We start from the raw sequence: 25,058 nt of genomic DNA, 5'->3' as shown, positions 1-25,058 counted from the left end.
AGATTATATAATACAAATTTTATAATAAAAATGTTAATAGATATGAATAAGTATAGAAATTCAAACATACACTATAACTATGGAAGCTCTCTTTGCAACGAATTTTTTCTTCTCATACATATTACTAAATTTATTTTAGGTAAATACTTATTTTTAAAGAGACTTTTGTTTTATGATATCAAGTATTTGCTTAGAGTAGATTGAGATGAAAAAATTTTTTATATAAGCTATCTCTAAATTATATATTTGGAGATAGCATATTATAAAAGAAAATATTTTTATAAAACCTATTCAATTTTAATTGAATAGGTTTTAATCATATCATGAAGATTACTTAATAGTCTTAGAAGAAATTATTGTAATAAATTATAATTTGAGAGTATAATTTTGAATTAAGAAAATAAATAAAATTTTATAAATTATGAGATAAAAAGAAGGTAATAATATGAAAGCAGAAATTATAGCTATAGGAACAGAGATTTTACTTGGAGATATAGTTAATTCTAACGCTCAGTACTTAGCTCAAGAGTTAGCGTCACTTGGGATAGATATGTATTATCAACAAGTTGTTGGTGACAATGAAAAGAGAATTATACATGCATTTGATGAGGCATATAGTAGAAGTGATATTATAATAACAACAGGGGGACTTGGTCCAACAGAGGACGACTTAACAAAAGAAGTTGCAGCCAAATATTTCAATAAGGCATTATTTCAAGATCGAGATTCAATTGAAAAGATAAAAGATTATTTTAAATTTAGAGAAAGAAAAATGACTGAGAATAATTTGAAGCAAGGGCTGATTCCAGAAGGAGCAGCTATAATAAATAATGATAATGGTACAGCACCAGGTGTCATTATAGAAGAGAATAATAAAATAATGATTATTTTACCTGGACCACCAAAAGAGATGAAACCAATGTTTGAAGAAACAGTTAGGCCCTATCTTCAAGGAAAAACAGACTCTTTACTAATTTCAAAAATGATTAAAATACTGGGAATTGGGGAAAGTGCAGTTGCAGAAGAAATTAAGGATTTATTGGATGCTCAAACTAACCCGACAATTGCGCCGTATGCAAAAGATACTGGAGTAGTACTCCGTGTAACAGCGAAGGCTAGTAATAGAGAAGAAGCATTAAATTTGATAGAGCCAATAGAGAATGAAATTATAAGTAGACTGGGTGAGAATGTTTATGCAACTGAAGATATTAGTATAGAAGAAGCTGTTGCTAAACTTTTGATTGAAAAAAAACTTACAATATCAACAGCTGAATCATGCACAGGTGGTATGATAGCTAGCACACTTATCAATTACCCAGGAATCTCTGAGGTGTTTTTGGAAGGGGCTGTAACATATTCAAATGCTGCTAAGCATAATAGACTCGGAGTTAACAATGAGACATTAGATAAATATGGGGCTGTAAGTGAAGAGACAGCAAGAGAAATGGCAATTGGAATTGCAAATACAGCTAAAACTGATGTTAGTATAATTACGACAGGGATTGCTGGACCAGAAGGTGGAACTGAAGAAAAACCTGTTGGTTTAGTTTATGTAGGTGTATATGTACAGGGCAAAGTGAAAGTTCAAAGATGCATTTTTAAAGGAAATAGGAGTAAAATAAGACTTCAAGCTACTATTACTGGACTAGATATGCTTAGAAGAATTTTAATCAATAAAAATATATAAAATATATTAAGAAAGAATATTATAATTCTAAATAAATTGTGTATTAAACCTTATTAGCATATTTACCTAAGGATTACACAATATAATAAATATGATTGATTATCTAATAACTCATATATTATTATAAAAGTCTTATTTTTCATAGAACTAAAACGAAATGCCATAATATATATTTAACTAATTTAAATATATATTATGGCTTTACAAATTGTATATAAATAAAAATGGGGGAGAGGCGATTAAATATTGAAGTTAAATACTTCATTATTATTTATTACCACATTAAATTTATTTATACATATTTTAGAGTGAAAATTTTATTATTGAATGGAATGATTACTTTAAAGTCTTGATAGCTAATATTTTACATAAACTATAACATTTTTAAGGCATCGCATAAAACTTTTCCAAAAGAATCATTAATGACTAAATCAGCTTTAGAATCAGCTGAAGTAGAACTTTTATTTATTAGCACAAGATTCTTACCTTTAAAATAATTTATAAGCCCTGCCGCAGGGTAAACAACAAGTGATGTTCCACCAATGATAAGTGTATCAGCTTTAGAAATTGCAGCTACTGCACTGCTAATTACCTTATCATCTAGGCCTTCCTCATAGAGAACCACATCTGGTTTAACAGCTCCACCACATTTAGTACAGGTAGGAACTCCTTCAGCGGCTAAAATAAATTTGGCATCATAGAATTCATTACACTTAATACAATAATTCCTATGAACAGATCCATGAAGCTCGAATACATTCTTGCTGCCAGCCATTTGATGAAGTCCATCTATGTTTTGAGTTACTATAGCTTTTAACTTTCCCATTTCTTCAAGTTTAGCTAATGCTAAATGTCCATTATTCGGTTTAGCCTCAGGATAGATAAGTTTTGATTTATAAAACCTAAAAAACTCTTCTGGATATCTAATATAGAATGTATGTGATACTAATTGTTCTGGGGTAAATGTAGCGTTTAATTTTTGGCTAAATAAACCTGTTGAACTTCTGAAGTCTGGAATATTGGACTCAGTTGTTTCTGATAACAAAGTTCGATGTATAAAAAGAGATAGAATATTAATTCTATCTCTGATATAATTTAATTAGTAATCACTTGGATATGTTGATTTCATATATTTAATTAGTGATTTATGATGTTGAGAAAGTTGTCCAGTATTTTCATCTATGGGGATAGGGAATAGCACTGGAGTGGCTTTCTCTTTTGTATTATGAGAATATTTTCGTTGAACGTATATGTAGTTCTTTTTTTCTAATTCATTCATTAGCTTTCTTAAAGTTGGCTTACTTATATTCAATTCTTCACAAATTGTCGTTTGATTCTGAAAGCATTTTTCACCAAAGCCTTGAATGTAAATAAAGAAACATTTCTCTTGAACATTTAAGTCTTTGTTTCTCATAAAAGCATTGAAAACAGGAGTATAGAAATTATCTTTGTTATATTCTTTCTTTTTCTTATAGAGTTCTAAATCTGATATGTTATCTACCATTTGTTAATCACCTCCTTTATATAGTATTATAAACTACATTATATAGTTTATAATACTATTATATCAAAATTATGGTAATAAGTAAATTTAATGTATGAAATGATTTTGTACAGGTATAAAAAAATATTTCAAAGGTAAAAACATATATTTACTAGCTTAAAAAATATTTGTTTAACCAAGGAAACAGAGTTTCAAGATAAAAATACAACTATAAAATTACAACTTTAAAACTCCAAATAAAAAATAACAAAAAAAGAGAGACTTATATCTCTCTATTCCTCGTCTTTATCTTCAAAATAAAAATTACTATGATAATAACTTGATTCACTTTCCCATCTACGGGTATAGCATTCGCAAAAATATTCATCGTTAAAATAGTAATCCATATCCTCGCAAAAACGTTTTTTAAGTACAAATATTTTTTCTTCATCATCAAATGTGCTGTCTATTAAAATATCATATAAATTTTCCATTTGTTTAGAAATTGTAAATAAAGTATCTTTAACTTTTTCATCTCCAGAAGGATTAAGGTTACTCCAAACATTGTTTAATTCTTTATACATTTTCAAATCACTCCTAAATTTTAATTTGCTTATATTATATTGGTCAAATTTAAAAGGTACACTTGAATAAACAATATTATGATTATGTTAATAAACAGTGAAGTTAATTGATAAATCAATAATATTAGTGGATATATAAATAAAATATTAATTTTATTTAACGATAATAATATGGTAATATAAGGTTGTGAGTTGGTGAAGGGTGGAATGATTATGAAATTAGAACAATTTTCAATAGATCAATTGTCTGGAATAATTACAGGAGATGCTAATGGAGAAAAGTTTTTATATAGAAGTGGACCTATGCTAATAAAATTATTTAATGAATTTGGAATGAGAGATATATATGATGGTGGCCTTATTGTTAAAGGGCAAAATTTAAGTAGGAAAAACTACACGAAAAATAGACTTAATATGATTAATGGAACAAAAAATATGGAGAAACTAATATTAAGACTAGTTGATGAAAGAACTTATTTTGAGACAGACTTAAATGTAAATGAAATTGCAGAGGATATTAATAATATTATAAAATATGACAATTATAAATTAAAGAAATTAGATGATAAATACTACATAGAAGGAGAGCTTTTAAAAGAAGAGATTGTTAGTGTCGAACCTCATTTTGAAGATATTCAAAAATCAATAATTGATGAAATAAAAAAAGCTAAATATACTATATGGATTGCAGTTGCGTGGTTTACAGACCCAATATTATATGAAGAATTAAAGAAAAAACAACTAGAAGGAGTGAATGTTAGACTAATAATTTCAAATGATGATAATAATGCTAAGTCAAGATTAAATTATAGTATTTTTGAAACATATAAAATAGATAAATTTGGAGCATACGAAACTAACATAATGCATAGTAAATTTTGCATTATTGATTTAAAAACTGTAATTCATGGTTCTTATAACTGGACTAAATCTGCAAATTATCATAATGAACAAATAACAACTGACAGAGGAAGAGAAATTGCTGAAAAGTTTTCAGATAGATTTATTGAATTGTTAAGAAGAAATTGTTAAAAATTGAAATGACTTTAATATTACATAAAGAGATGTGTTTTTACATCTCTTTTTAAGTTTAAAATAATAACTCAAACACTCATTTAGAGAGCATTTGGGGTAAATAATATAGTTATATAAACTATTAATTATATTTTAATATAGAGCAAGTGTGAGTATTAAATTGTAATGTCTATGTAAGATATGAGTATTTCTTAAATAATAAAAAGTATACTTTTGTTCTTTGAATATATTAAATAATATATAGTTATTATTTAATATATTATATAACTGTATATTAAATATATAATCAAAGTTCGAAAGTATACTTTTAGGGTTTAGTAAGTTACAAAAAGTTTGAAAAGTTTTAAATATGATATGTACTACCTTCTTACAAGTATATATATCTATTATATAAATAATATTGGAGGTAATAATTATGGATAAGAAACTGGTAAAATCTATATCATTTATGAATGATTATGAAGAAGATTTATATGAATATGCAAATTCAATTAAAAACTTTACAAGATGGGTAAAAATCAAACTTAAAGAAGAACTGAAACAAAACAATAAATAAAGTGTAATAAAAAAATTCTACTTATATAATATAAATATACAAACATATCAAAAGGAGAATGATAAACATGCAAACACGTGTACAACGAGTATTTAACAATCATATAGCAGGTCAATTATTAATGGAAGGATTTGTACTTATAGATACACACCCAAATAAAAATAATCCAAAGGTTAAAGTTTTTAGATTTGAAAATGGAGGAGATTTACAAAAGAGATTAAAAGAATTAAAAAAGCAATATTCAACATATGTCAGCTAAATTAAGTTTAGTTGATATTTTTTTATGCAAATAATGTATAAAATACATTCAATCAAAACAACAATTGAAAGGAAGTTTTTAAACATGCAAACATTAAAGATAGGAATACAAAAAAAGAAACAAATATATCCTCTATTAGGATATGAAAAGGCACCCGTTGGTGGTTCTAAAAAAACATTTGAAAGAAAATTATCTGAATGCGTAAAATGGAATACAGATGGTTGTAAAACTACAGAAATAAATATTGTAGAAATATACAAGCAACCTAATGATACTACTTTTGAACATGGATTAAAAGGCAATACAAATGGTTGTGGCAACAAAGGAAAGTTATATTGGAACAATAATTCAAATTCAAAATTTGTTGGAGCAGTATTACTTAATAAAATAGAATATTTTGAAAATAATGATAAAATAAAAAATCAATTTGTTACTATAAAAACTTTATCTGAAAGATGTGGTTTTAAGACAAATGATACTGAAACTGCTAATAGTTTATCTATAGAAATAAAAAGAAATATTGCTAAACTTGAAAAACTTGGTGTTGTAAAAGTTGAAAGAAAATATAATGCTAAAGTTGGTAAAGCTTTTATAGAAATAGCAGAAGATGAATATTTAAAATTCAAAGAAGTTTCTAAAAAGGTTTGGAAGAACCTAAATGAACCAGTAGTAGAAAGTTTTCACACTTTTTATCAATTCATTAATTTAGTTGGAGATACAGACAATAATCAATATATCAAGTCACTTTATTATGAGGTATTAGCTAAAGAAACAGATATATGGTTTGTATTTGAAACTTATAAATTATCTGTTATAACAAATGAAAATAACGCTGAAATTATTACAGAGTTAACAGATATGCTATTAGACGAAGATATAACTATTCAAGAAAAAATCAATAATTATGTTGAAGATAAAGAAGATTATTTTTTAGAAAAGCGTATTTCAATGCAAGAAGAAAATAAATACACACCATCAGGATTCGGAAAAGGATTTTTATGGTATACAAAAACATTAGCAACTGCAAACAATGCAGTTGTTTTTTAATGTAAAAAAATAAGGAGTTTAAAATGGACAATAGTAATATATTAGAGAAAATTAAAAATATAAACATCATAATATCTCAAATTATGAAATATGGGCAAATCGAATACTTAAATGTATTTGATGAAAGTGGATCAATTACACTTAAATATAGTAAATGCGATTTACACAATTTAATATATAAAAAGAAACAGTTAAAAAAAGAATTAGAAAACAGTTCAAATATTCTAACTGTAGTTGCAAATAAAAAGTAAAAACTTTTGTTTAAATTATGTACAAGTTTTTATGTCGTATATATATATAGTATAAAGGTATTACTGTTTCACCTTTATAAAAATATTGCAAACCAAGTATTGAGCTATTTCTTTGATTTCTTTTAATATTTTTTTGCAACATTTTTCTTAAGTTGTTTTTTAATCAATATTAAATCACGAAGGCAAGTTATAATGCATTTCTTGTCTTCAATTACTTTAAATTATTTTTATAAAGCATAGGTAAAGAGTTGAATTTTTAAATTCTTCATTTTGATTAATAGGTATTATACACAACACTCCTTTCAGTGTATTTTGTTTCAAATATCTATGCTTTATAAAAATAATTTCTAAGCAGTCACTTAATTGTGGCTGCTTTATTTTTTGAATTTAATCTATTTAAAAAATAAATAAAATTTATGGAGGTACTGGAAATGAAAGTGAACAGAGAATACTTAAACAAAATCATTTTGGAACGAACAGGAGAAACAAAAATATCTCATGCTTGTTTAAAAATGGGTAGAGAAATTGGTGTGAAAGCATCATGTGTGAACAATTTTAGACTTTATTGCATTCCAAATGAAGAAAATTTAATAAAAATTCTTAGATATTTAAACTGTGATTTAAGAATTTTATTCAATATAGAGAAATAATTGGAGGTAGTAAGAATGAATAAAAAAGAGTTACTTGAAAAGAAAAATGAAATCGTTCGCAAAGCTGACGAGTTTTTGAAATCTGTTGAAGCAGAAAAAAGAGCAATTTCAGAACAAGAAGAGATTGAATATGAAGCTTTGGAAAATGAACTAAGAGCGATTAATAAACAACTTAAAGACATTGATAACAATACAGAAGTAAAAGGGGATAATGCGAATATGGAAAAAAGAGAATTTGCGAAATGTATATCAAGTGGAGAATTTAGAGCTGATGGTACAACTCATGCTAATGCAATGCCATCTAATATTGCAAATGAAATAGTTGAAAAATTGTATGAAGTATCAAATGTTGTTGCTGATGCTCAATATGTACAAGCTATAGGAAATTTAGAATTTTTAGTAGAAAAAGAAGATGGTCTTGCACAAGTATTAGGTGAAACAGATACTATTACACCTACAGATATAAAGACATTTGAAAAAGTAATAATGAAAGACCACAGAATAGGGGATTTAGTTTTAGTTTCTAAAAATCTATTAAATAATAGTCCAGCAGTTGGTGTTGATTATATTATAAATACTGTTGCAAAGAGAATGGCAAGAACACTTGAAAAAGAGATATTTGTTGCAGACGGTACAGTTTCACATTTAACAAGTGGATTACTAACAGGTGAAACTGTAAATTTAACAGTTGCAGATACAATTACAATAGATGATTTACAAAATTTAATAGTAGAAATGAATCCTTCTTTATTAAATGGTGCTAAGTTCTATATGAGTAGGGAAACTTTTAATAAAGTAGCTTTATTAAAAGATGCTGATGGTAAGTTCTATGTAACTAGAGATATTATAAATGATACACCATCATATAAAATATTAGGTGTTGCAATTGAAATCACTCCATCTATTAGTGGATTACAAGTTGTACTTGCTAATGTGAATGAAGCAGTTAAATTAAAGTTATCTGAAAACACTAACATTCAAGTATTACAAGAAATGTATGCTACAAGTGGTCAAATAGGGGTAATGGTTGAATTTTACGGTGATGTAGCTTTAGTAAATAAACAAGCTGTAAAAGTTCTTAAATAGAACTTTACATAATGTTTTGAGGGTAGATTAATTTCTACCCTTTATTTTTTTATTCAAAGGGGGAGGAATAAGTAAATGTGGTTTTTCAAAAATAGAGACAATGAAGAACGTAATTTTAATGAGTCATTAGCAGAAATATTTCAAAATAATGCTAATAGAGTTTATATAGATGAAAAAATAGTAGAAAAGTTACCATCAGTACATGAAAGCATTCATAAAATAGCTGGTGGAATAGCACAGTTACCACTCTACTTATATAAAGAAAATACAGATTTATCAGTAACAAAATTAAATTCAGATTATAGAAATTTTTTATTAAATGAAGAAAATAATGATTTTGATACTGCATATAAGTTTAAATATCAAATAGTTAGAGATTTATTGCTATACGGTAAAAGCTACAACTATATTCAAAGACAAGGCAATAAAATTGCTGGTATTCACCACATAGACTATAAGACAGTAACTATTAAAGATTATATAAATGATGATGGAATAATTGTAGATAAAGAAATTCATTTCACATTAAATAACAGAGCATTAAAGAAACATGCTACTGATTTTTTAATTATTGAATATAGTAATGTTGGTGTTTTAAATTCTGAAAGTTTATTGAGATTAATGATAGAACATGATAGGACATTAGAAAGTGGATTAAAGAACGTTGCAAGACCTTTAGGATTATTAAAATCACCTAATAGATTAACACAACCAATTATCGATCGTCTAAGAGAATCATGGACATCTTTATATTCAGGTGGTTCAAATGCTGGTAAAACAGTTATTCTTGAAGAAGGTTTAGATTTTCAATCGATAGATGTAAATTTAGTTAATTTACAAGCAATTGAAATGAAAGAACAATTCATTAAAGATGTTGAAAGACTATTTGGACTTCATAATATTAAATCAGATGACGAGTTTCTAAAGAGAACTTTAAGTCCAATAATTAATGTTATAGAAAGTTCTATCAATAAGTCTATTTTATTAGAAATAGAAAAACGTGATGGATATTATTTTAGGACGGATATAAGTGAATTATTAAGACCATCAACGGGTGAATTATATACTATGATAGCTAATGCAATAAAAAGCGGTATTATGACTGTAAATGAGGGCAGACAAATCCTTGATTTACCTAATTTTTTTACTGAATGTGAAACAGGAGATAAGTTGCTATTATCATTAGGTAACGTTTTAGTTGATAGTAAGTGGAATACAACTATCTTAAATCTTGGACAAACTATAAACAATAATGGAAATACAGATAATGCAGATAGTTAAAGAGATATTTCTATATCCATTAAAGGCAGTAATACGAACGATTAAAATGTTTGATTTTATTTATTGGGAGATATGGTTTTATTTAACGAAGAACTGTTATTGATAACACTAAAAGGCACTCTAAGGTATTTAAAATTATTTAATAATAAAGATACATTAACATTAGTTTAAGTGTCTTTAGAGTGCAAACTGGTGTCATACAGATATATCAGAGTTATAAATATTAGTTTAATCATTACAACAACATACATTGTGGTAGAAAATTAAACTCTAGAAACATTTTAAATTAATATATTTATTAATTTAGTATTCTATAAATTTAAAAACTCAACGTGTTTTAAGTGGTTGGAGAAGTATACCGGCCTATCTGAAACAAAAAAATCACAACTACTGGTAACAGTAAGACCAGTTCTTTGTATAGCACATGACCCAATTGACTTATTTGATTTAAGTATACAAGAAAGGATTTGATTAAAAGTGGAAAGACAATATTTACAAAATGACATAGAAATTAGAGAACTAGAAAATGGTTCATATCAACTTGAGATATTAGTAAATGACTATAGAGATAGTAAAATTTTAACTGGTAAGAACGGAAAGTTCATTGAAAATGTACCACTAGAAACATGGAAAAGAGCTATTGATGAAAATAATAATATAGAGTTATTCATTGACCATTTACCATATGTCAATATAGCTGAAAATATGGAACTTCAAGTTAGAGAAGATGGTGTATATGCTATTGCTACATTATCAGATAAGGCTAAAAAGCTATATGAAAGCATTAAAGCATATGGTTCAAAAGGCATATCATTTGGATTTAGATGTCTAAATGATACGTGGAATGGAATAAAAAGAACAGTAAATGAAATGGAATTATTTGAAATATCTATATTAATGAACAAAGAACCTGCTTATAATGGTGGATATGCTGAATGTAGAAATATTGAAGTGCCATATAATAAAATAGATATAATGAAGAAAAAGCTTGAATTGGAAAAAATCAAGTAAGTTTATTTCCTTAAACAACTATAATTGGTATAATAAGATAGAATATTGAAGAAAGGAGGAAGTAAAATGAGTGCAATGAATTACGAAGGCTTTGTTAGAGGCGCATTTAGTATAAATTCTGACAACATGATTGATAGAAGTGGTGATTTAGCTGGATTAGCTGAAGCTGATATATTTAGATTGGCTGAAAGTGGAGATATAAATTATTTTACTGAAGTTAAAATTGGCACAGGATATGCTATAGCAATATTCAATAATGAAATATTTAATAATTGCTCTGTATCTGATAACGATAGAACTTCAATGAGTAATCTGTTAAATCAAGTGATATCTGCTATATCTACATCTGATATAATAACTATCATAAATAGTTATAAAGTATTTAGAGATAGGTACTTTACTTTTAGATGGAACAGAAACAGATAGTTCAAAATAAGTAGATGAAATTTTCATCTACTTATTTTTACCAAGTATCAACAATTAAATATTGTCCATTTCCTATATGTTCAACTGCTAGTCCATTATGTTGCCAATCAATCATCATACTTTTATAATCGATGTAATTTTCTAGATGTGGTGGAATTTCAATAATATCATATTCGTTAGCATATTCTTCAAAAGCATTAACTTCATTATCACTATCAACTATGGTGTAGAATTTCCCTTTTTCTAATATTTCGATTACCTCATTATCACTGAAACAATGCAATAATGCTCCAACATCTTCAATTCTTGTTTGATAGTCTTCTGCTATTTTAAATAGTGTATGTAAGTCATTTACTTTAAAATCATAAGGATAATCTAATATTCCTACTTCATAATCATTCATTCCATGATTTGTAGCCTTAAATATTTCATCTTCCAATTCATCTAAATTAGTAACTGAGGTATATATCGTGTTATATGTACCTAAGTTGTAAATGTATATCTCAAACATCTTAGCAAACCTCCTTGAACTTATTCAAATCAGTCCAGTTTGGTTCAAATCCATATTGTTTACATACCTCAATATATCGTTGTAATATTTTAATGTTCATGTTTTCCTCCTTGAAATTACCATCAAGGAATGATATACTTTAAGTGCGAGTTAGAGTGGTATCATTCCAAGTGATATTGCTCTTTTATTTTTTGTAATCATCTCTTGTATATAAATTTTCTGATAAATCTATTCTGAAGTTATCACTCAAGAAATAATAAGATTTCCCAGTATGTTCAACTCTACCTTGAACCCATCTGTTTTTTATTTTCACTGAAATTGGGTATCCACAAGATAATTCATTATTCCCTATGCACCACCTTCCATTTGTCCATTTCGATGGTTTTAAAAAGTCTTTAGTCACGTAATTCACCTCACTTTATTTTGATAGTACAGTCGGTACAGAAAGTACAAGAATGACTGGGTATAAAAAGATATGATTATTTAATTTGTATAATAATATTATATCAAAACTGGTAAAATAAGTAAATAATATGTCGAAAATACATAATAATATATACTATATTTGAATAAATAATATGGTATACTGGATTTATATAAATCAAGTAACGGAGTGATAAACATATGAAGTCAGCATTATATTGTAGAGTTAGTACAACCCATGATGACCAAAATACAAGCTATGAGCTTCAACAAAAATATCAAAATGAACAATTTGAAATAGTCCAAATATATGCAGAAAAAACTACAGGTAGATATTTAAAGAAAAGACCTGAAATGCAACAGTTACTTAATGATTGTGGCGTTGAAATTACTTTTAATAATAATCAACCTATCTTTATAGAAACAGATAGAACTCCAATGTATGAAAATATTATTGTTGCAAATACAAGTAGATTTGGACGTAACATTGTAGAAGTTAAGCAAATAATAGAAATACTTCATAAAAAGAATGTTGCCATATGGTTTGATGACTTGGGTAAATTTTCAAATGCGAAAGATTTATCTTTGACTTTAGATTTACTTTTTCTGTTAGACGAGAATTATTCAAAACAAGTACAACAAAAAGTAATACATGGACTAGAACGGGCAAGAAAAGAAGGGTATCTTCATATTAATAGTACTTTCTTTGGAATGGACTATATGTCTGAAAGTAATACTTTAGTTCCTAATGACGAAAGTAAGATAGTAGTAGAAATATTTAATAAATATAAAGAGGGGGATTCGCTAAGAAAATTGGCTGCTTTATATAATTTTACACAATCAAGAGTAAAAGATATAATAGACAATCCAAGATATGCTGGATATAACTTTTATAATAAATATATTGAAGGCACTAAAAAGAAAAAGCCAATAGAAGAACTTGAAATATTTGAGTCTGACAGAATAACTCCAATTATTAGTTTGGATTTATGGAAAGAATGTCAAGAAATTAAGAAATCAAGGAAGTGTGGCACTAGAGGAATAAATAATCAAACTTATGCATTAAGTTCAAAGATTATTTGTTGTAAATGTGGTACAAAGTTTTTTCATAAACAGGCTAATATAAGACCTAATTCAGATTTATGGAAATGCAGATTATCACATAATGAACCTCATAAATGTGATATGAAAGGAATTTCAGAAAAAACAATAATAAAGTATCTTAAATCAGAATACGGATTAAAAGCTATTAGGGACACATTAAAATTTAAAATAGATTTAGCCATAAGTAATATAGAAATAGAAGATAAAGAGTCTATAGAATTAAAGCTAGAGCCATTAAAACAAAAGATGGAGAGATTAAAAAAACTTTATATCATGGGAGATATAACAGAAGAAGAATATATAGAAAGCAGAGCTGAATTTAAAAGTAATTATGATAAATATGTAAATTTACTAGAAGATATCAGCAATAAGCAGTTAAATATAATAAAATTAAATTCCTTGAAAAAAGATTATAACAAGATATTAGATAATTATGAAGTCTTATTGGAAGAGAATCCTCAAGAATTGTTTAGAAAGATTGAATATATCAAAGTAGATAAGATACAGGATATAATTAAGAATAGATATAATTCATTTGTTAGGGAAGTTATGTTTAATGACTTTTTACCTATAAAAGAATACTATGGTCAATTTATAATATTAGAAGAGTAGAATATGTTCCTACTCTTCAATGTTTATAGTTCACTAACCGCTTTGAAAAGAACTCTATCAATATCATCATTAATAACTAAATTTGCCTTATTATCAGCAGATGTAGTACTTTTATTTATAAGTATAAGGTTTTTGCCTTTAAAGTAGTTTATAAGTCCTGCGGCAGGGTAAACGACTAAAGAAGTTCCTCCTATAATAAGTGTATCAGCTTCAGAAATAGCACGAACTGATCCATTGATAACATCATCATCTAGCCCTTCCTCATAAAGAACTACATCGGGTTTAACTCGCCCTCCACATTTAGTGCAAGTTGGAATACTTTCAGACTTTAAAATAAATTCAGCATCATAGAAAGAGTGACATTTAGTACAGTAGTTTCTATGAACTGACCCATGTAATTCAAAGACATTTTTAGAACCAGCCATTTGATGTAATCCATCTATATTTTGTGTAACAATAGCTTTTAGCTTACCAATTTGTTCAAGTTTAGCTAATGCAATATGTGCATTATTAGGTTTTGCATTTGGATATATAAGTTTATCTTTATAGAATTCAAAAAATTCTTCTGGATATCTCATATAAAAAGTATGGGATACTAATTGCTCTGGAGTAAATGTAGCATTAAGCTTTTGACTAAATAAGCCATTAGAACTTCTGAAATCTGGGATTTTTGAGGCGGTCGATACTCCGGCTCCGCCAAAGAAAACTATGTTGTTACTTTCTTTTAGAATTTGAGTTAACTTTTCTATTTCAGTAATCATGAAATCATCTCCGTAACTTTTTTGATAGTCTTATTATTACATAAATAAATAAAAAAATAAATTACACAGTTGATATTATAAAATATAACTTTTATTCTTTAATATGTTAAAATTATAGTGAAGAGGGTGAAAAAATGAAGAAAAGAGATTATATAGATGAAAGCTTTCAGTTAGGGTCAATGAAAGTAAGTAGAAGAGGAAAAGAAATTTCTATAGAAAATGAAGGACAAAGTAATGCAAATGAAAAAATTATAAAAGAGTTGGCTAACGAGTATGATGAAATGATTAATAATGTTAATAAATTAGTAGAAGATATTAGAGAATTGGTTTCAAAATGTAATCCGCTAGAAATTCTAGAATATGCATATATTGATTTTACGAGTTCGTTAACTGGAATTACATCAGAGTTTCAATTATCAATGGAAAATATACATAGAGGAAAAGAACTAGAGTATATACAAAGTGTTCTTGTTTCAACTGAAAATAAATATATAAAAAATGAAAATAATGATGATGTTGAAGAAATAAAGAAATTTGAAATGATAGCAGATAAAATCAATGAGTTGTATACAATTATGCAGTTTTATTTTTTGTATCATACTGCAAAAATGAGAGAAAATAATGTTGAAGAATTTAATGAGGAAGAAGAAAAATTTTTAATGGAGAGCCAATCCAATATGTTTTTCCGAGGTGATAGATATCCAGTATATGAAATACCACATTTAAACGAGTTATTAGAAGTTCATAGTGATGAGTTTGAAAAATTGTATGGAATAACGACTGATGATTTTATAAACGGATTGTCAAATATTCAGAAATCTTTAACTAGGATTAATTTGGGAGAAATGTTTGAAGAAGAAAATAAAGCATTTTCTCAGATGCTTGAATTGTATATGAAGTATGAAGAATTTAAAAATGGTGAACTTTCAATAAATGAAAGTTATACTGAAGAAGAACTAATAAAAAAATTTAGAGAAAATAGTAAACTTGATTTAGAAAAGGTTCAGTTAGAATTAAATTCTCAAGAGAAAAATGGTAAAAAAGAATATGAAAAAAAGGAATATGAAAAATTTGATTTACAAAAGTTAACTAATTGGCCTATAGAATTATTGGAGGATTTATCATTTAGAATTGGTGAAGATGACAGTTTCTATAGTAGTAATGAATATGCAGGATGGCCACTAATTGAATTACCTGTTTTTAAGAAACCATTTATAAAAATAGATGGGAAATATTATTGTTTTGATTATTATAGTTTATTTGATAATATCTATAGAGTTATTCAAAAGTTATTTAGAGGAAAAGATTCAGCATATGCTGATTTATGGATAAGCAGACAGAATGAAGTTACAGAAAAAATAGTAGATGATTTATTTAAGAAGGTTTTGCCTGGCTGTAAAACATATATATCGAACTATTATCCTAAAAATGGGTCGTTAAAACAATGTGCAGAAAATGATTTATTAGTGATATATGATGATAACTTAATAATAGTTGAGGTGAAAGCTGGCTCATATACTTACAGGGCTCCTATAGTAGATATTGAATCACATATAAATTCTTTAAAGACATTAGTAGAAAAAGCTGACGGACAAGCAGGACGGACTTTAGAGTATTTAAAATCATCAGATATAGTTAAGCTTTATAATAAAGATAAGAGTGAAAAATGTGAAATATCTTTAAACAATTTCAATGAGGTCACATTAATGTGTGTGACACTAGATAATTTTAATGAATTTTGTTCTAAAATTGAAAAATTAAAATTTTTACAAATAAATAAGAACACAATAGCACTTTCAATAGATGACTTTAGAATATATACAGATTACTTTGAATCTCCATTAATCTTTTTGCATTATTTAAAGCAGCGTAAATTAGCAACACAGAACAAAGCGTTATATTTAAATGATGAATTAGATCACTTAGGAATGTATATAGAAAATAACATATATTCAAAAATGTATGAGAATAAAGAAAATAGTCACTTATTTGCACTTGGATATAGAGAAAGACTTGATGAGTATTTTGGTTCTTTAATTAATAGTGAATTTGAAGTAGAAAAACCAATTCAAAGTTTTCCTAAAGAATTTAATGATATAATTAATCTTTTAGATGTGTCTGATTTAAATGAAAAATCCAGATTAGCAAATTTTTTATTAGATTTTTCTAGTGATGAAAAAAATCAATTTGCTGATGGAATTAATCAAGCAATTACACGAGGAAAAGAAATTAATAGAGTCATTCCACTCGGATTAAGAGCAATACCTATTTGCGTATTTTGTCATCAACCTGATATAGAAGATATGCCTGAAAAACTAACTAGTGATTATACAAAATCAACTATGCTAGAATTGCATGATGACTATAGAGTAGAATTAAATTTATTTTATGGGGATAAGATGAATTTAAATGATGTAAAATTTAAGTTTTATGAACCTAGCAATATAAAAACTGAGGAATTAGAGGCAATGATGCAAATGGGTGAAAAATTTGCGTTATCTAGAATAGAAACATATAAGAAACGTAATAATATAAAAAAGATAGGAAGAAATGATTTATGTCCTTGTGGAAGTGGTAAGAAATATAAAAACTGTCATGATAAATAGATTTTAAATTTTTAAAAATAGAAGTATCAGAAAGCATATAAGTACTAGCAGAGTATTTTATATGCTTTTATATTTATATAAAAAGGAATTTGTTATTACTTTCAGTGCTAATACCAGCTCCGCCGAAGAAAACTATGTTATTACTTTCCTTTAAAATCTTTGATAATTTTTCAATACTCATAAAAAACCTCCAATTATGATTTATTTTAATTCTTTAAAATACCGGTTATTAATTTTATTATTGCACAATTATTGGAAAAGATAAAATAGATATATTTCTCTAAAAATAATTGCTAAATTAAACATTTGATGATAAAATGGAAAAAATAATAAAAAGTTTAGTGTAAAAAATTAATACAATTAAAACTGAAAAAAGAAAAGAATTTATCATAAAATGATGTTTACCTCAATTTTGTTATTTTTAGTTATTTAGTACTTAGATTTTGACAATATGGAGGAAAATATAAATATTAGTTTAAGAAAGAGGGGAAGTAAAATGATTAGTTTAAAACATCATATTTTTGTTTGTGCAAGCTGTAGAGTTAATGGAATGCAAAAGGGAATGTGCTTCAGTAAAGATTCGGTAAAGGTTGTGCAAAAGTTTATGGAAGAAGTCGAGGATAGGGATCTAATAAATGAAGTAATGGTTACTAACACTGGATGCTTAGGAGTATGTAACAAAGGACCAATCGTAGTGGTTTATCCAGAAGGTACTTGGTACGGAAATGTAACTATTGACGATGTTGAAAGAATTATGGATGAACATATTGAAGGTGGAAAAGTAGTAGAAGAATTAGTTATCTAAAGAATCTATTTTGCATATAAAGAAAGAAGTCTAAGTATGAAATTGCTTACATTTTACATATATGCTCAATCTAAATGGAAAGAAGAGGTATACATGCCTCTCTTTTTTAGTTTATTAGAAAAATTTATAGTAGAGATAATTTCAATATTTCTAGTTGCAATATATAATCAAAAATATATTTTAACATCAAATAATAAATAATGATAAATTAGCTTAATTAAAAGATATAGAAGTTTGCTGTATTAATTTAGTTAAGATATGATGCACAAAATGTACTGGCGTTAATTTTTTATATATTTAAGATAAAATTAGTGATTTAATATGTAGTGCATGAAGAATGTACTTTTGATTTGAAAAAATTATTAAAAAAATTTGAGAAATGTGTTGACATAATATCCATATCTCGATATAATACTACTTGTATCTGGTGATGACGGCGTAGAGGTAACACTCCTTCCCATTCCGAACAGGAAAGTTAAGGTCTACAGCGCTGATGGTACTGCATGGGAGACTGTGTGGAAGAATAAGACGTTGCCAGGTAATATGGCTCGATAGCTCAGTCGGTAGAGCAGAGGACTGAAAATCCTCGTGTCACTGGTTCGATTCCAGTTCGAGCCACCAAAATAAAAAGCACTAACTTAAAGTTAGTGCTTTTTATTTTTAGAATAATGTCTGAAATAAGTGACATTTAGAATAGCAAGATTGCACTTCTAAATAGCACTTATTAATTTTTTAGGTGTTAAGGAATATTAAACCGTACATTGTTCAACATTTATAGAGTAGTTACCACAGCTAGGACACACTGTTACGCTAACTATATAGCTATCATCAATTTTGCCTAAGCCAAAAAGTTTGTTGAAAGATGTATTTTTGTATTCATTACTAATAGTATTAATTATATACTCATTATCCTTTGTATAAATGTAATAGTGGTATTCGAGATAACGATATGATTTATTTATTTGTTCTTGAGCATCGCAGGAACATTTATCAGCATAATATTCATTTGAAAAACTTACTTCTTCGCCTTCGTTTAAAGCATTTAAGACCATATCTACTGATAAGCCATTAACTTCGCTTTCGTCAGCAAAAAATATTCCGTCACAATTATTTTGTGTTAGTATGTATTCTTTATTATCATAGGTAAATTTATAATCCATAAAATAATCCTCCTAAGACTAGAGTCTAGATTTTATATTTGGATACTCAAGCTTACTAAGCCAAGATACTTAATTGAGTTTCCATATAATCATTATACACTAAATAAATTAGTTATTAGTGCAGCCCTTAATATTTTTTCTCATACATGTGAGCATATTATAAAGAATAACATAAAGTAAACAGATTTACTTTATGTTATATTTTTATATATTTTCAATTTGCCAATCAATTGGTGCTTGGTTTGTAGATATGAGGAATTCATTTGTTTTTGAAAAAGGTTTGCTGCCAAAGAATCCTCTTGCTGCTGATAATGGACTAGGATGAACAGATTTTATTATGTAATGCTTAGAATTAGTAATTAAGCTAGTTTTTGAAATGGCATTATTCCCCCAAAGAATAAAGACTATAGGAGTATCTTTTTTATTTAAAATTTCAATGATTTTGTTAGTGAACTCCTCCCAACCCTTATTCTTATGAGAATTAGCTTCTCCGGCTCTAACTGTAAGTACTGTATTCAATAATAAAACACCTTGATCGGCCCACCTTTTGAGATATCCATTGTTTGGAATATAACAACCTAAATCAGTATGTAATTCTTTATATATATTAATTAAAGATGGTGGTGCTTTCACACCGGGATTAACAGAAAAACTTAATCCGTGTGCTTGATTTGGACCATGGTAGGGATCTTGACCAAGTATAACAACTTTGACATTTTTATAAGGTGTAAAATGAAGTGCATTAAAAAGATCATACATATTAGGATATATAACTTTAGAGTTATATTCATTTACTAAAAATTTTCTGAGATTAATATAATAGTCTTTTTGGAATTCAGATTCTAAATAATTATTCCAATCGTTTTTTAATATTTCAGACATAACATCACCCAATAATTATTATAACATTTTATTACAAGTTTATGTACAATGTATCTTTCACTATGTAAATTTCAAATTTATTTAGTTATATTATTGTTAGTCACGGCAGATACTGTTAAAATGAAAGGTATATAACAAAATGTTAAGTAATATAAAAAATAAGTATATAAAGGAGAATTTACATGGAAAATAAGGTATTAGCTATTGCAGCAGGAAATGAAATAACAGAAAAAGACTTAAATGCGATAATCTCAAGATATCCTCAAGAACAAAGAGGGGCTCTACAAAATGAAGCAAAAAGAAATCAATTAATAGAACAATTAATCTCATTTGAGTTAATGAATAAATTTGGAAAAGAAATAGAATTAGATAAAACACAAGAATATAAAGAAGCTATGGAGAATATATCAAAAGAAGTTATAACTTCAATGGCAATAAATAAAGTATTAGGTGATGTTACTGTTACAGATGAAGAAGTTAAAAAGTATTATGAAGATAATAACGAATCTTTTGGTCAACCAGCAACAGTTGCTGCTAGACATATATTAGTTGAAACAGAAGAAGAAGCTAATAAAGCAAAAGAAGAAATTTTAAGTGGTAAGATATCTTTTGGTGATGCTTCGATGAAATATTCAATGTGTCCATCGAACCAACAAGGTGGAAGTTTAGGCGAATTTTCAAAAGGAATGATGGTTCCAGAATTTGAAGAAGCTGCTTTTACAGCAGAAATAGGTGTGATAACTGAACCAGTTAAGACTCAATTCGGATATCATTTAGTATTAGTAGATGCAAAAAATGAAGCATCAGTTAAAAGTTTTGATGAAGTTAAGGACGATGTTTTAAATCAATTAATAAAAGAAAACCAACATAAGAAATATGATCAAATACTAAAAGAGTTAGAAGGAAAATATGGAGTAGAAAGAAAGTAAATCCATATACAAAAGGTATTGTGAAGAACTTAAAGTGAAGCAATGAACAACCGAAAGAGAATACATATATGTTCCACAGAGCTATGAAAAATTTCGCTGAGCATATCTAAATGGAAAGTTGTACCCACGTCTGCGTGTTCCTGTGACAAGCACAGGACAGGCAGACGTGGAACAACTTCCCGTTAAGATATGCAGCAGCTTATTTTTCAATGCCTGTTCCACATATATGTATTCTCTTTCTTTGTTTTGCTATCACTTTAAGTATTTCACATATACATATTAAAGAATATATGAGTATTGTATTATAAATATATAAACTATATGAAAAGTCTTGAATATTAATTCCTTAAAGGTATCGTAGCTAGAGAAATATAAAAATACCTGTATAAATATATTCCATTTCGGTTGATTATAAGTAAACTTAAAGTATCATCATTCTATATTTCGGTACTACACAATACCTTTCAATAGGTGAACTTTTACAGTAAATCTAGAAAAGAATCAATATATTTATCGGCATATTTAAGAAGCTCGTCCTTAGGAGCGGAGCATTCATAATCATTTACTGCAATTACTTTCATGTTGGCAGCCTTTGCTCCTTGCATTGCTGGAAGTATATCTTCAAATACTAGACAATCCTCAGGATTAATTCCTAACTTAGTTGCTGCTAGTAGGTAGACATCAGGAAAGTTTTTACCTTTGGTAACTTCATCTGTAGTTGTAATTGAATCAAAATAAGCATATATCCCATTATTTTTTAAGCAGGATTCTAATAGGGGAATAGAGTTACTAGTAGCTAGAGCAATTTTTATATTTAAAGATTTTAAGTGATCCAAAAACTCTTTTACACCTAATTTAAGTTTAACATTATTAGAATAATGATTAAACGCCATATTGTGCCAATCAATTAATATTTTCTCAATTGAATCGTCAATGTTAAATCTTTTTTTGAAATAGACAGCGGTCTGCTGAAAGCTTAAATGCTCAATCTCGTTTCTTAAGTCGTCAGGCATAGAATGGCCTTTCATTTGAAGATAATCAACATCAATTTGGGACCAAACCCACATGGAATCCACTAAAGTGCCATCTAAATCAAATATTACGCCTTTTATATTAGTTAACATGGAAACCTCCTAAATTTGTTTGGTATAGTTTTATTACTTATCTGAATCTTATAGGATAGTTAGCATCGTATATTATCATAAGTGGTAAAATAAAATTGTACTATTTTGAATGTGTAATATTAAAAATAGTAAATAAAAAAACTTAAGGATTTTTCCTTAAGTTATAAGAATTTTTAATTATATTCTTGGTCGGGGTGACAGGGATTGAACCTGCGACCTCATGGTCCCAAACCACGCGCGCTCCCAGCTGCGCCACACCCCGATATATTTATAATTATATGATCAAGTATAGTTATTGTCAAGTTTTTTAGTTAGGATATGAGATTAAATTTAGTATAAAAAAAATAGTCCTTCGGTATAAAAAGGAAAAATATTTTGAAAATAATGGAATATAACTATTGATGTAAAGGTTATGATTGAGCTATAATAAGAAATGTAAAGAATGACTTAGAAAAAGAGGGGAATCCGGACGATATATATATATTATTAGAATAAACTAAGTATTCGCCATATAGACGAATTGTCCATCTTTACTGAAAGTGTTATAATTATGTAGTAATTTAGAAAAAATGGAGGAGGGAAGGTTTTAAAAGACCGATGATAGATGAGAAGTAGAGTTTTAGCTATTATGTTAGCTACCGTAATCGTTATAGGTAATTCGGTACCAGCGTTTGCGACGCCAGATAATCAACAGTTAAGTGATTCGAGACAGAAATATGCAGAAATTGAAAGCAAGATATCAGACATCCAGAATAAGATTTATGATTTAGATATACAAATAGAGCCACTACAATTAACGGTGGATAAAAACACAAAGGAAATAAAAAGTATTAATAATGTCATTGATAATACTACAAAAGATATTGATCAATGCAAAAAGGAAATTAATACGTTGGATTTAGCTTTAGGACAAAGAGTTAAAGCAATGTATATGTCTGGTGATTTAGAATTCAGTTATTTGAACTTTATACTTGAATCAGAATCAACAAGTGATTTCTTTTCTAGAGCAGAGGCAGTAAGCAAGATTATAGGTAAAGATAAATCTGCAATAGAGGATATTACAAGTAAAAAAGAAGAATTAAACAATAAGATACAGTCTTTGGAAGATAAAAAAGTTGAAATAGACAAACTTAATAAAGAAATAAAAGCAAGTTTAAATGAATTAGATGGAAAGAAAAAAGAAGAGGAAGCATTAGCTGTTCAAGCTAAAGAAGAAAAGAAGAATTTTGATGCACAATATTTATCACAGCTTGAAAAAGATCTTATAAAGCCTCAAATAGATGCATTAAATAATTCAAATGCTTCAGCTGCAGAACTTCAGGCGGCAATCGATCAACTAAGAAGGATTAGAGATAATCAAATTAAGAGTGAGATTGTTACTAATGAAATTAATGATAAGATAGAAAAGGCTAAATTAGTAGTAGCATCAAAAAAAGCGGCTGAAACAAAAATATCTAAACCAAGTAGAGGTGGAAAAGTATCTGTACCATCAGCAGGAAATGCTCAGGCAATTTTAAATGCGGCATATGCTCAGTTAGGAAAGCCTTATCAATGGGGTGCAACAGGTGTATCAACATTCGATTGTTCAGGATTTACACAATATGTATATGAAAATGCTGCAGGAGTTGATATATCAAGAACAACATATTCACAAATCAATGAAGGACAAGCAGTTAGCCAAGGTGATCTTCAACCTGGAGATTTAGTATTTACTCATCCAGGCCATGTTGGTATATATGTTGGTAATGGGCAAATGATCCATGCACCACAAACAGGAGATGTAGTTAAAGTAGGTCCTGTTTATAGTTTCTATGCAGGAAGAAGAATTGTAAAGTAGTTGACATAAGAAATTAGTTGTTAATATCTGATTTAAGGCTAAAGCCCTTCTGTAACCACACAGAAGGGCTTTTTTTATTTAATGTGTGATGCTATAATGTGAAATGTATGATTAGTAATAATTTTTCATATGATAGAATTAATTATCCAAATTAATGAAGTGTAATTAAACACATTTATAAAGTAAGGGAAGAATAATATGAATGGTGAATTAGAATATATAAGAGAAGATGAAACTATAGATGATCTGCAACTTAAAGGTTTAAATCTAATCCAAAAAAAGGATGGATTTAAATTTGGAATAGATGCTGTTTTGCTATCAGATTTCGCTAATGTAAAAAGTAAGCATAAAGTAATGGATCTATGCACGGGAACAGGGATCGTTCCATTTTTGTTATATGGAAAGTATGGGCCACAAAGCGTATATGGATTAGAAATTCAAGAAGAAATGGTTGACATGGCAAAGAGAAGTGCAAAATTAAACTTACTAGGAGAACAAATTAAATTTTTTCAAGGAGATTTAAAAAATATAGGCAAATTAAAGCAATTTGAAAAGTTTGATGTAGTCACTGTAAATCCTCCTTATAAATTGAATAGCGCTGGAATTATAAATACTAATGATAAGTTAGCGATTGCTAGGCACGAAATATTATGTAATTTAGAAGATGTAATTATTGCATCTAGGATTTTATTAAAGGATAATGGGAGGCTTTTTATGATACATAGGCCTGAAAGATTAGCTGATATTTTCACTTTGATGAGAAAATATAAAATAGAGCCTAAGAGAGTAAAAATGATCCATCCTAAAATAGGTAAAGCTCCTAATATAGTATTAGTTGAAGGACAAAGGGATGGAGGAGCATACTTGAAGTGGGATGCACCATTATATGTTTATGATGATAATGGGAAGTATACTAAGGAAATAGACTCAATATATTGGAGGATATAG

General features: G+C 27.6%; 26 protein-coding genes, 2 tRNA genes, 1 rRNA gene and 1 pseudogene. 19 read left to right on the top strand and 11 right to left on the bottom strand.

The features are described from left to right. The first annotated feature begins 445 nt into the window (after nt 1–445). Entirely contained in the window at nt 446–1,687 is a 1,242-nt protein-coding gene (locus tag D2A34_RS05250; protein ID WP_119365940.1) for a competence/damage-inducible protein A, read from the top strand. A gap of 373 nt (nt 1,688–2,060) precedes the next feature. On the opposite strand, the gene D2A34_RS05245 is transcribed toward D2A34_RS05250, so the two are convergent. The 3 genes from D2A34_RS05245 to D2A34_RS05235 form a co-directional block, all read right to left on the bottom strand. Then, nucleotides 2,061–2,732, bottom strand: a complete 672-nt coding sequence (locus tag D2A34_RS05245) for an NAD-dependent protein deacylase (RefSeq protein ID WP_243128233.1) — start codon at nt 2,730–2,732, stop codon at nt 2,061–2,063. 54 nt (nt 2,733–2,786) lie between these two features. After that, nucleotides 2,787–3,191, bottom strand: coding sequence for a helix-turn-helix domain-containing protein (locus tag D2A34_RS05240; RefSeq protein WP_119365938.1), 405 nt, complete (start codon nt 3,189–3,191; stop codon nt 2,787–2,789). 272 nt (nt 3,192–3,463) lie between these two features. Continuing rightward, nucleotides 3,464–3,754 (bottom strand): hypothetical protein, encoded by a 291-nt coding sequence (locus D2A34_RS05235; RefSeq protein WP_119365937.1) that lies wholly within the window; start codon nt 3,752–3,754, stop codon nt 3,464–3,466. 213 nt (nt 3,755–3,967) lie between these two features. Here D2A34_RS05235 and D2A34_RS05230 point away from each other — a divergent pair, with 213 nt between their 5' ends. The 10 genes from D2A34_RS05230 to D2A34_RS05190 all read left to right on the top strand — a co-directional run bounded on the left by D2A34_RS05230 (nt 3,968) and on the right by D2A34_RS05190 (nt 11,356). After that, complete coding sequence (locus D2A34_RS05230; RefSeq protein ID WP_182629310.1) at nt 3,968–4,786, top strand: phospholipase D-like domain-containing protein; 819 nt, start codon at nt 3,968–3,970, stop codon at nt 4,784–4,786. 418 nt (nt 4,787–5,204) lie between these two features. After that, a complete protein-coding gene (locus tag D2A34_RS26570) occupies nt 5,205–5,345 on the top strand; it encodes a hypothetical protein (RefSeq protein ID WP_182629309.1) in 141 nt (46 codons plus the stop codon). A 67-nt stretch (nt 5,346–5,412) separates the two neighbouring features. Further along, nucleotides 5,413–5,604 carry a hypothetical protein gene (locus D2A34_RS05225; protein WP_119365935.1) on the top strand — a complete coding sequence of 64 codons (192 nt, stop codon included), beginning with the start codon at nt 5,413–5,415 and terminating at the stop codon, nt 5,602–5,604. Between the two features lie 84 nt (nt 5,605–5,688). Beyond that, nucleotides 5,689–6,651 (top strand): hypothetical protein, encoded by a 963-nt coding sequence (locus D2A34_RS05220; protein ID WP_119365934.1) that lies wholly within the window; start codon nt 5,689–5,691, stop codon nt 6,649–6,651. A gap of 23 nt (nt 6,652–6,674) precedes the next feature. Beyond that, nucleotides 6,675–6,902, top strand: coding sequence for a hypothetical protein (locus D2A34_RS05215; protein ID WP_119365933.1), 228 nt, complete (start codon nt 6,675–6,677; stop codon nt 6,900–6,902). A gap of 431 nt (nt 6,903–7,333) precedes the next feature. Beyond that, the gene (locus D2A34_RS05210) at nt 7,334–7,552 is read left to right on the top strand and encodes a hypothetical protein (protein WP_119365932.1); all 219 of its coding nucleotides are present in this window, start codon (nt 7,334–7,336) and stop codon (nt 7,550–7,552) included. Nucleotides 7,553–7,567: 15 nt separating this feature from the next. Next, nucleotides 7,568–8,638, top strand: coding sequence for a phage major capsid protein (locus D2A34_RS05205; RefSeq protein ID WP_119365931.1), 1,071 nt, complete (start codon nt 7,568–7,570; stop codon nt 8,636–8,638). Nucleotides 8,639–8,713: 75 nt separating this feature from the next. Beyond that, complete coding sequence (locus tag D2A34_RS05200; protein ID WP_119365930.1) at nt 8,714–9,919, top strand: phage portal protein; 1,206 nt, start codon at nt 8,714–8,716, stop codon at nt 9,917–9,919. A 477-nt stretch (nt 9,920–10,396) separates the two neighbouring features. After that, a complete protein-coding gene (locus tag D2A34_RS05195; protein WP_119365929.1) occupies nt 10,397–10,930 on the top strand; it encodes an HK97 family phage prohead protease in 534 nt (177 codons plus the stop codon). A gap of 66 nt (nt 10,931–10,996) precedes the next feature. Then, on the top strand, nt 10,997–11,356 hold the full coding sequence (locus D2A34_RS05190; RefSeq protein WP_119365928.1) for a hypothetical protein: 360 nt from the start codon (nt 10,997–10,999) through the stop codon (nt 11,354–11,356). Nucleotides 11,357–11,393: 37 nt separating this feature from the next. Here the strand turns inward: D2A34_RS05190 and D2A34_RS05185 are convergent, their stop codons facing one another. Together D2A34_RS05185 and D2A34_RS05180 are read right to left on the bottom strand one after the other, a co-directional pair. Continuing rightward, nucleotides 11,394–11,867 (bottom strand): hypothetical protein, encoded by a 474-nt coding sequence (locus D2A34_RS05185; protein WP_119365927.1) that lies wholly within the window; start codon nt 11,865–11,867, stop codon nt 11,394–11,396. Between the two features lie 184 nt (nt 11,868–12,051). Then, entirely contained in the window at nt 12,052–12,270 is a 219-nt protein-coding gene (locus D2A34_RS05180; protein WP_119365926.1) for a DUF5348 domain-containing protein, read from the bottom strand. A gap of 221 nt (nt 12,271–12,491) precedes the next feature. Between D2A34_RS05180 and D2A34_RS05175 the strand changes: the two genes are divergently transcribed. After that, a complete protein-coding gene (locus D2A34_RS05175; protein ID WP_119365925.1) occupies nt 12,492–14,006 on the top strand; it encodes a recombinase family protein in 1,515 nt (504 codons plus the stop codon). A gap of 23 nt (nt 14,007–14,029) precedes the next feature. Here D2A34_RS05175 and D2A34_RS05170 read toward each other — a convergent pair whose 3' ends face one another. Beyond that, a complete protein-coding gene (locus D2A34_RS05170) occupies nt 14,030–14,767 on the bottom strand; it encodes an NAD-dependent protein deacylase (RefSeq protein ID WP_119365924.1) in 738 nt (245 codons plus the stop codon). A gap of 134 nt (nt 14,768–14,901) precedes the next feature. Between D2A34_RS05170 and D2A34_RS27125 the strand changes: the two genes are divergently transcribed. Continuing rightward, entirely contained in the window at nt 14,902–17,373 is a 2,472-nt protein-coding gene (locus D2A34_RS27125; RefSeq protein WP_119365923.1) for a YecA family protein, read from the top strand. 94 nt (nt 17,374–17,467) lie between these two features. Here the strand turns inward: D2A34_RS27125 and D2A34_RS05160 are convergent. After that, a pseudogene (locus D2A34_RS05160) lies at nt 17,468–17,554 on the bottom strand (NAD-dependent protein deacylase); the annotation flags it as partial. Nucleotides 17,555–17,869: 315 nt separating this feature from the next. Between D2A34_RS05160 and D2A34_RS05155 the strand changes: the two are divergent. From D2A34_RS05155 to D2A34_RS05145, 3 genes are all read left to right on the top strand, one after another. Then, nucleotides 17,870–18,178 carry a 2Fe-2S ferredoxin gene (locus D2A34_RS05155; RefSeq protein WP_079437929.1) on the top strand — a complete coding sequence of 103 codons (309 nt, stop codon included), beginning with the start codon at nt 17,870–17,872 and terminating at the stop codon, nt 18,176–18,178. A 423-nt stretch (nt 18,179–18,601) separates the two neighbouring features. Next, nucleotides 18,602–18,718 (top strand): 5S ribosomal RNA (gene rrf / locus D2A34_RS05150). A 5-nt stretch (nt 18,719–18,723) separates the two neighbouring features. After that, nucleotides 18,724–18,799: transfer RNA gene (locus D2A34_RS05145), tRNA-Phe, on the top strand. Nucleotides 18,800–18,927: 128 nt separating this feature from the next. Here the strand turns inward: D2A34_RS05145 and D2A34_RS05140 are convergent. Together D2A34_RS05140 and D2A34_RS05135 are read right to left on the bottom strand one after the other, a co-directional pair. Beyond that, the gene (locus D2A34_RS05140; protein ID WP_079437930.1) at nt 18,928–19,338 is read right to left on the bottom strand and encodes a DUF3785 family protein; all 411 of its coding nucleotides are present in this window, start codon (nt 19,336–19,338) and stop codon (nt 18,928–18,930) included. A gap of 204 nt (nt 19,339–19,542) precedes the next feature. Further along, a complete protein-coding gene (locus D2A34_RS05135; RefSeq protein WP_079437931.1) occupies nt 19,543–20,220 on the bottom strand; it encodes a uracil-DNA glycosylase in 678 nt (225 codons plus the stop codon). A gap of 182 nt (nt 20,221–20,402) precedes the next feature. Between D2A34_RS05135 and D2A34_RS05130 the strand changes: the two genes are divergently transcribed. Then, entirely contained in the window at nt 20,403–21,149 is a 747-nt protein-coding gene (locus D2A34_RS05130; protein ID WP_079437932.1) for a peptidylprolyl isomerase, read from the top strand. Between the two features lie 479 nt (nt 21,150–21,628). On the opposite strand, the gene D2A34_RS05125 is transcribed toward D2A34_RS05130, so the two are convergent. Continuing rightward, the gene (locus D2A34_RS05125) at nt 21,629–22,273 is read right to left on the bottom strand and encodes an HAD family hydrolase (RefSeq protein ID WP_079437933.1); all 645 of its coding nucleotides are present in this window, start codon (nt 22,271–22,273) and stop codon (nt 21,629–21,631) included. Nucleotides 22,274–22,459: 186 nt separating this feature from the next. Further along, a tRNA-Pro gene (locus D2A34_RS05120) sits at nt 22,460–22,535 on the bottom strand. Nucleotides 22,536–22,877: 342 nt separating this feature from the next. Here D2A34_RS05120 and D2A34_RS05115 point away from each other — a divergent pair. Continuing rightward, nucleotides 22,878–24,110 carry a C40 family peptidase gene (locus tag D2A34_RS05115; protein WP_079437934.1) on the top strand — a complete coding sequence of 411 codons (1,233 nt, stop codon included), beginning with the start codon at nt 22,878–22,880 and terminating at the stop codon, nt 24,108–24,110. A 198-nt stretch (nt 24,111–24,308) separates the two neighbouring features. Then, complete coding sequence (locus tag D2A34_RS05110) at nt 24,309–25,058, top strand: tRNA1(Val) (adenine(37)-N6)-methyltransferase (protein ID WP_079437935.1); 750 nt, start codon at nt 24,309–24,311, stop codon at nt 25,056–25,058.

Origin of the sequence: Clostridium chromiireducens (genome assembly GCF_003575225.1) — a bacterium.
Classification (GTDB): domain Bacteria; phylum Bacillota; class Clostridia; order Clostridiales; family Clostridiaceae; genus Clostridium; species Clostridium chromiireducens.
Note: the sequence above shows the minus strand (reverse complement) of the source record. Positions and strands in the feature narration are given on the sequence as shown.

Bases quoted from the DNA above. Each gene is read 5' to 3' on its own strand.
- D2A34_RS05235 (WP_119365937.1), bottom strand. From the start codon at position 3,754: ATGTATAAAGAATTAAACAATGTTTGGAGTAACCTTAATCCTTCTGGA.
- D2A34_RS05140 (WP_079437930.1), bottom strand. From the start codon at position 19,338: ATGGATTATAAATTTACCTATGATAATAAAGAATACATACTAACACAA.
- D2A34_RS05230 (WP_182629310.1), top strand. From the start codon at position 3,968: ATGAAATTAGAACAATTTTCAATAGATCAATTGTCTGGAATAATTACA.
- D2A34_RS05175 (WP_119365925.1), top strand. From the start codon at position 12,492: ATGAAGTCAGCATTATATTGTAGAGTTAGTACAACCCATGATGACCAA.
- D2A34_RS05125 (WP_079437933.1), bottom strand. From the start codon at position 22,273: ATGTTAACTAATATAAAAGGCGTAATATTTGATTTAGATGGCACTTTA.
- D2A34_RS05205 (WP_119365931.1), top strand. From the start codon at position 7,568: ATGAATAAAAAAGAGTTACTTGAAAAGAAAAATGAAATCGTTCGCAAA.
- D2A34_RS05135 (WP_079437931.1), bottom strand. From the start codon at position 20,220: ATGTCTGAAATATTAAAAAACGATTGGAATAATTATTTAGAATCTGAA.
- D2A34_RS26570 (WP_182629309.1), top strand. From the start codon at position 5,205: ATGGATAAGAAACTGGTAAAATCTATATCATTTATGAATGATTATGAA.
- D2A34_RS05200 (WP_119365930.1), top strand. From the start codon at position 8,714: ATGTGGTTTTTCAAAAATAGAGACAATGAAGAACGTAATTTTAATGAG.
- D2A34_RS05115 (WP_079437934.1), top strand. From the start codon at position 22,878: ATGAGAAGTAGAGTTTTAGCTATTATGTTAGCTACCGTAATCGTTATA.
- D2A34_RS05110 (WP_079437935.1), top strand. From the start codon at position 24,309: ATGAATGGTGAATTAGAATATATAAGAGAAGATGAAACTATAGATGAT.
- D2A34_RS05250 (WP_119365940.1), top strand. From the start codon at position 446: ATGAAAGCAGAAATTATAGCTATAGGAACAGAGATTTTACTTGGAGAT.
- D2A34_RS05240 (WP_119365938.1), bottom strand. From the start codon at position 3,191: ATGGTAGATAACATATCAGATTTAGAACTCTATAAGAAAAAGAAAGAA.
- D2A34_RS27125 (WP_119365923.1), top strand. From the start codon at position 14,902: ATGAAGAAAAGAGATTATATAGATGAAAGCTTTCAGTTAGGGTCAATG.
- D2A34_RS05130 (WP_079437932.1), top strand. From the start codon at position 20,403: ATGGAAAATAAGGTATTAGCTATTGCAGCAGGAAATGAAATAACAGAA.
- D2A34_RS05210 (WP_119365932.1), top strand. From the start codon at position 7,334: ATGAAAGTGAACAGAGAATACTTAAACAAAATCATTTTGGAACGAACA.
- D2A34_RS05220 (WP_119365934.1), top strand. From the start codon at position 5,689: ATGCAAACATTAAAGATAGGAATACAAAAAAAGAAACAAATATATCCT.
- D2A34_RS05170 (WP_119365924.1), bottom strand. From the start codon at position 14,767: ATGATTACTGAAATAGAAAAGTTAACTCAAATTCTAAAAGAAAGTAAC.
- D2A34_RS05225 (WP_119365935.1), top strand. From the start codon at position 5,413: ATGCAAACACGTGTACAACGAGTATTTAACAATCATATAGCAGGTCAA.
- D2A34_RS05215 (WP_119365933.1), top strand. From the start codon at position 6,675: ATGGACAATAGTAATATATTAGAGAAAATTAAAAATATAAACATCATA.
- D2A34_RS05185 (WP_119365927.1), bottom strand. From the start codon at position 11,867: ATGTTTGAGATATACATTTACAACTTAGGTACATATAACACGATATAT.
- D2A34_RS05155 (WP_079437929.1), top strand. From the start codon at position 17,870: ATGATTAGTTTAAAACATCATATTTTTGTTTGTGCAAGCTGTAGAGTT.
- D2A34_RS05190 (WP_119365928.1), top strand. From the start codon at position 10,997: ATGAGTGCAATGAATTACGAAGGCTTTGTTAGAGGCGCATTTAGTATA.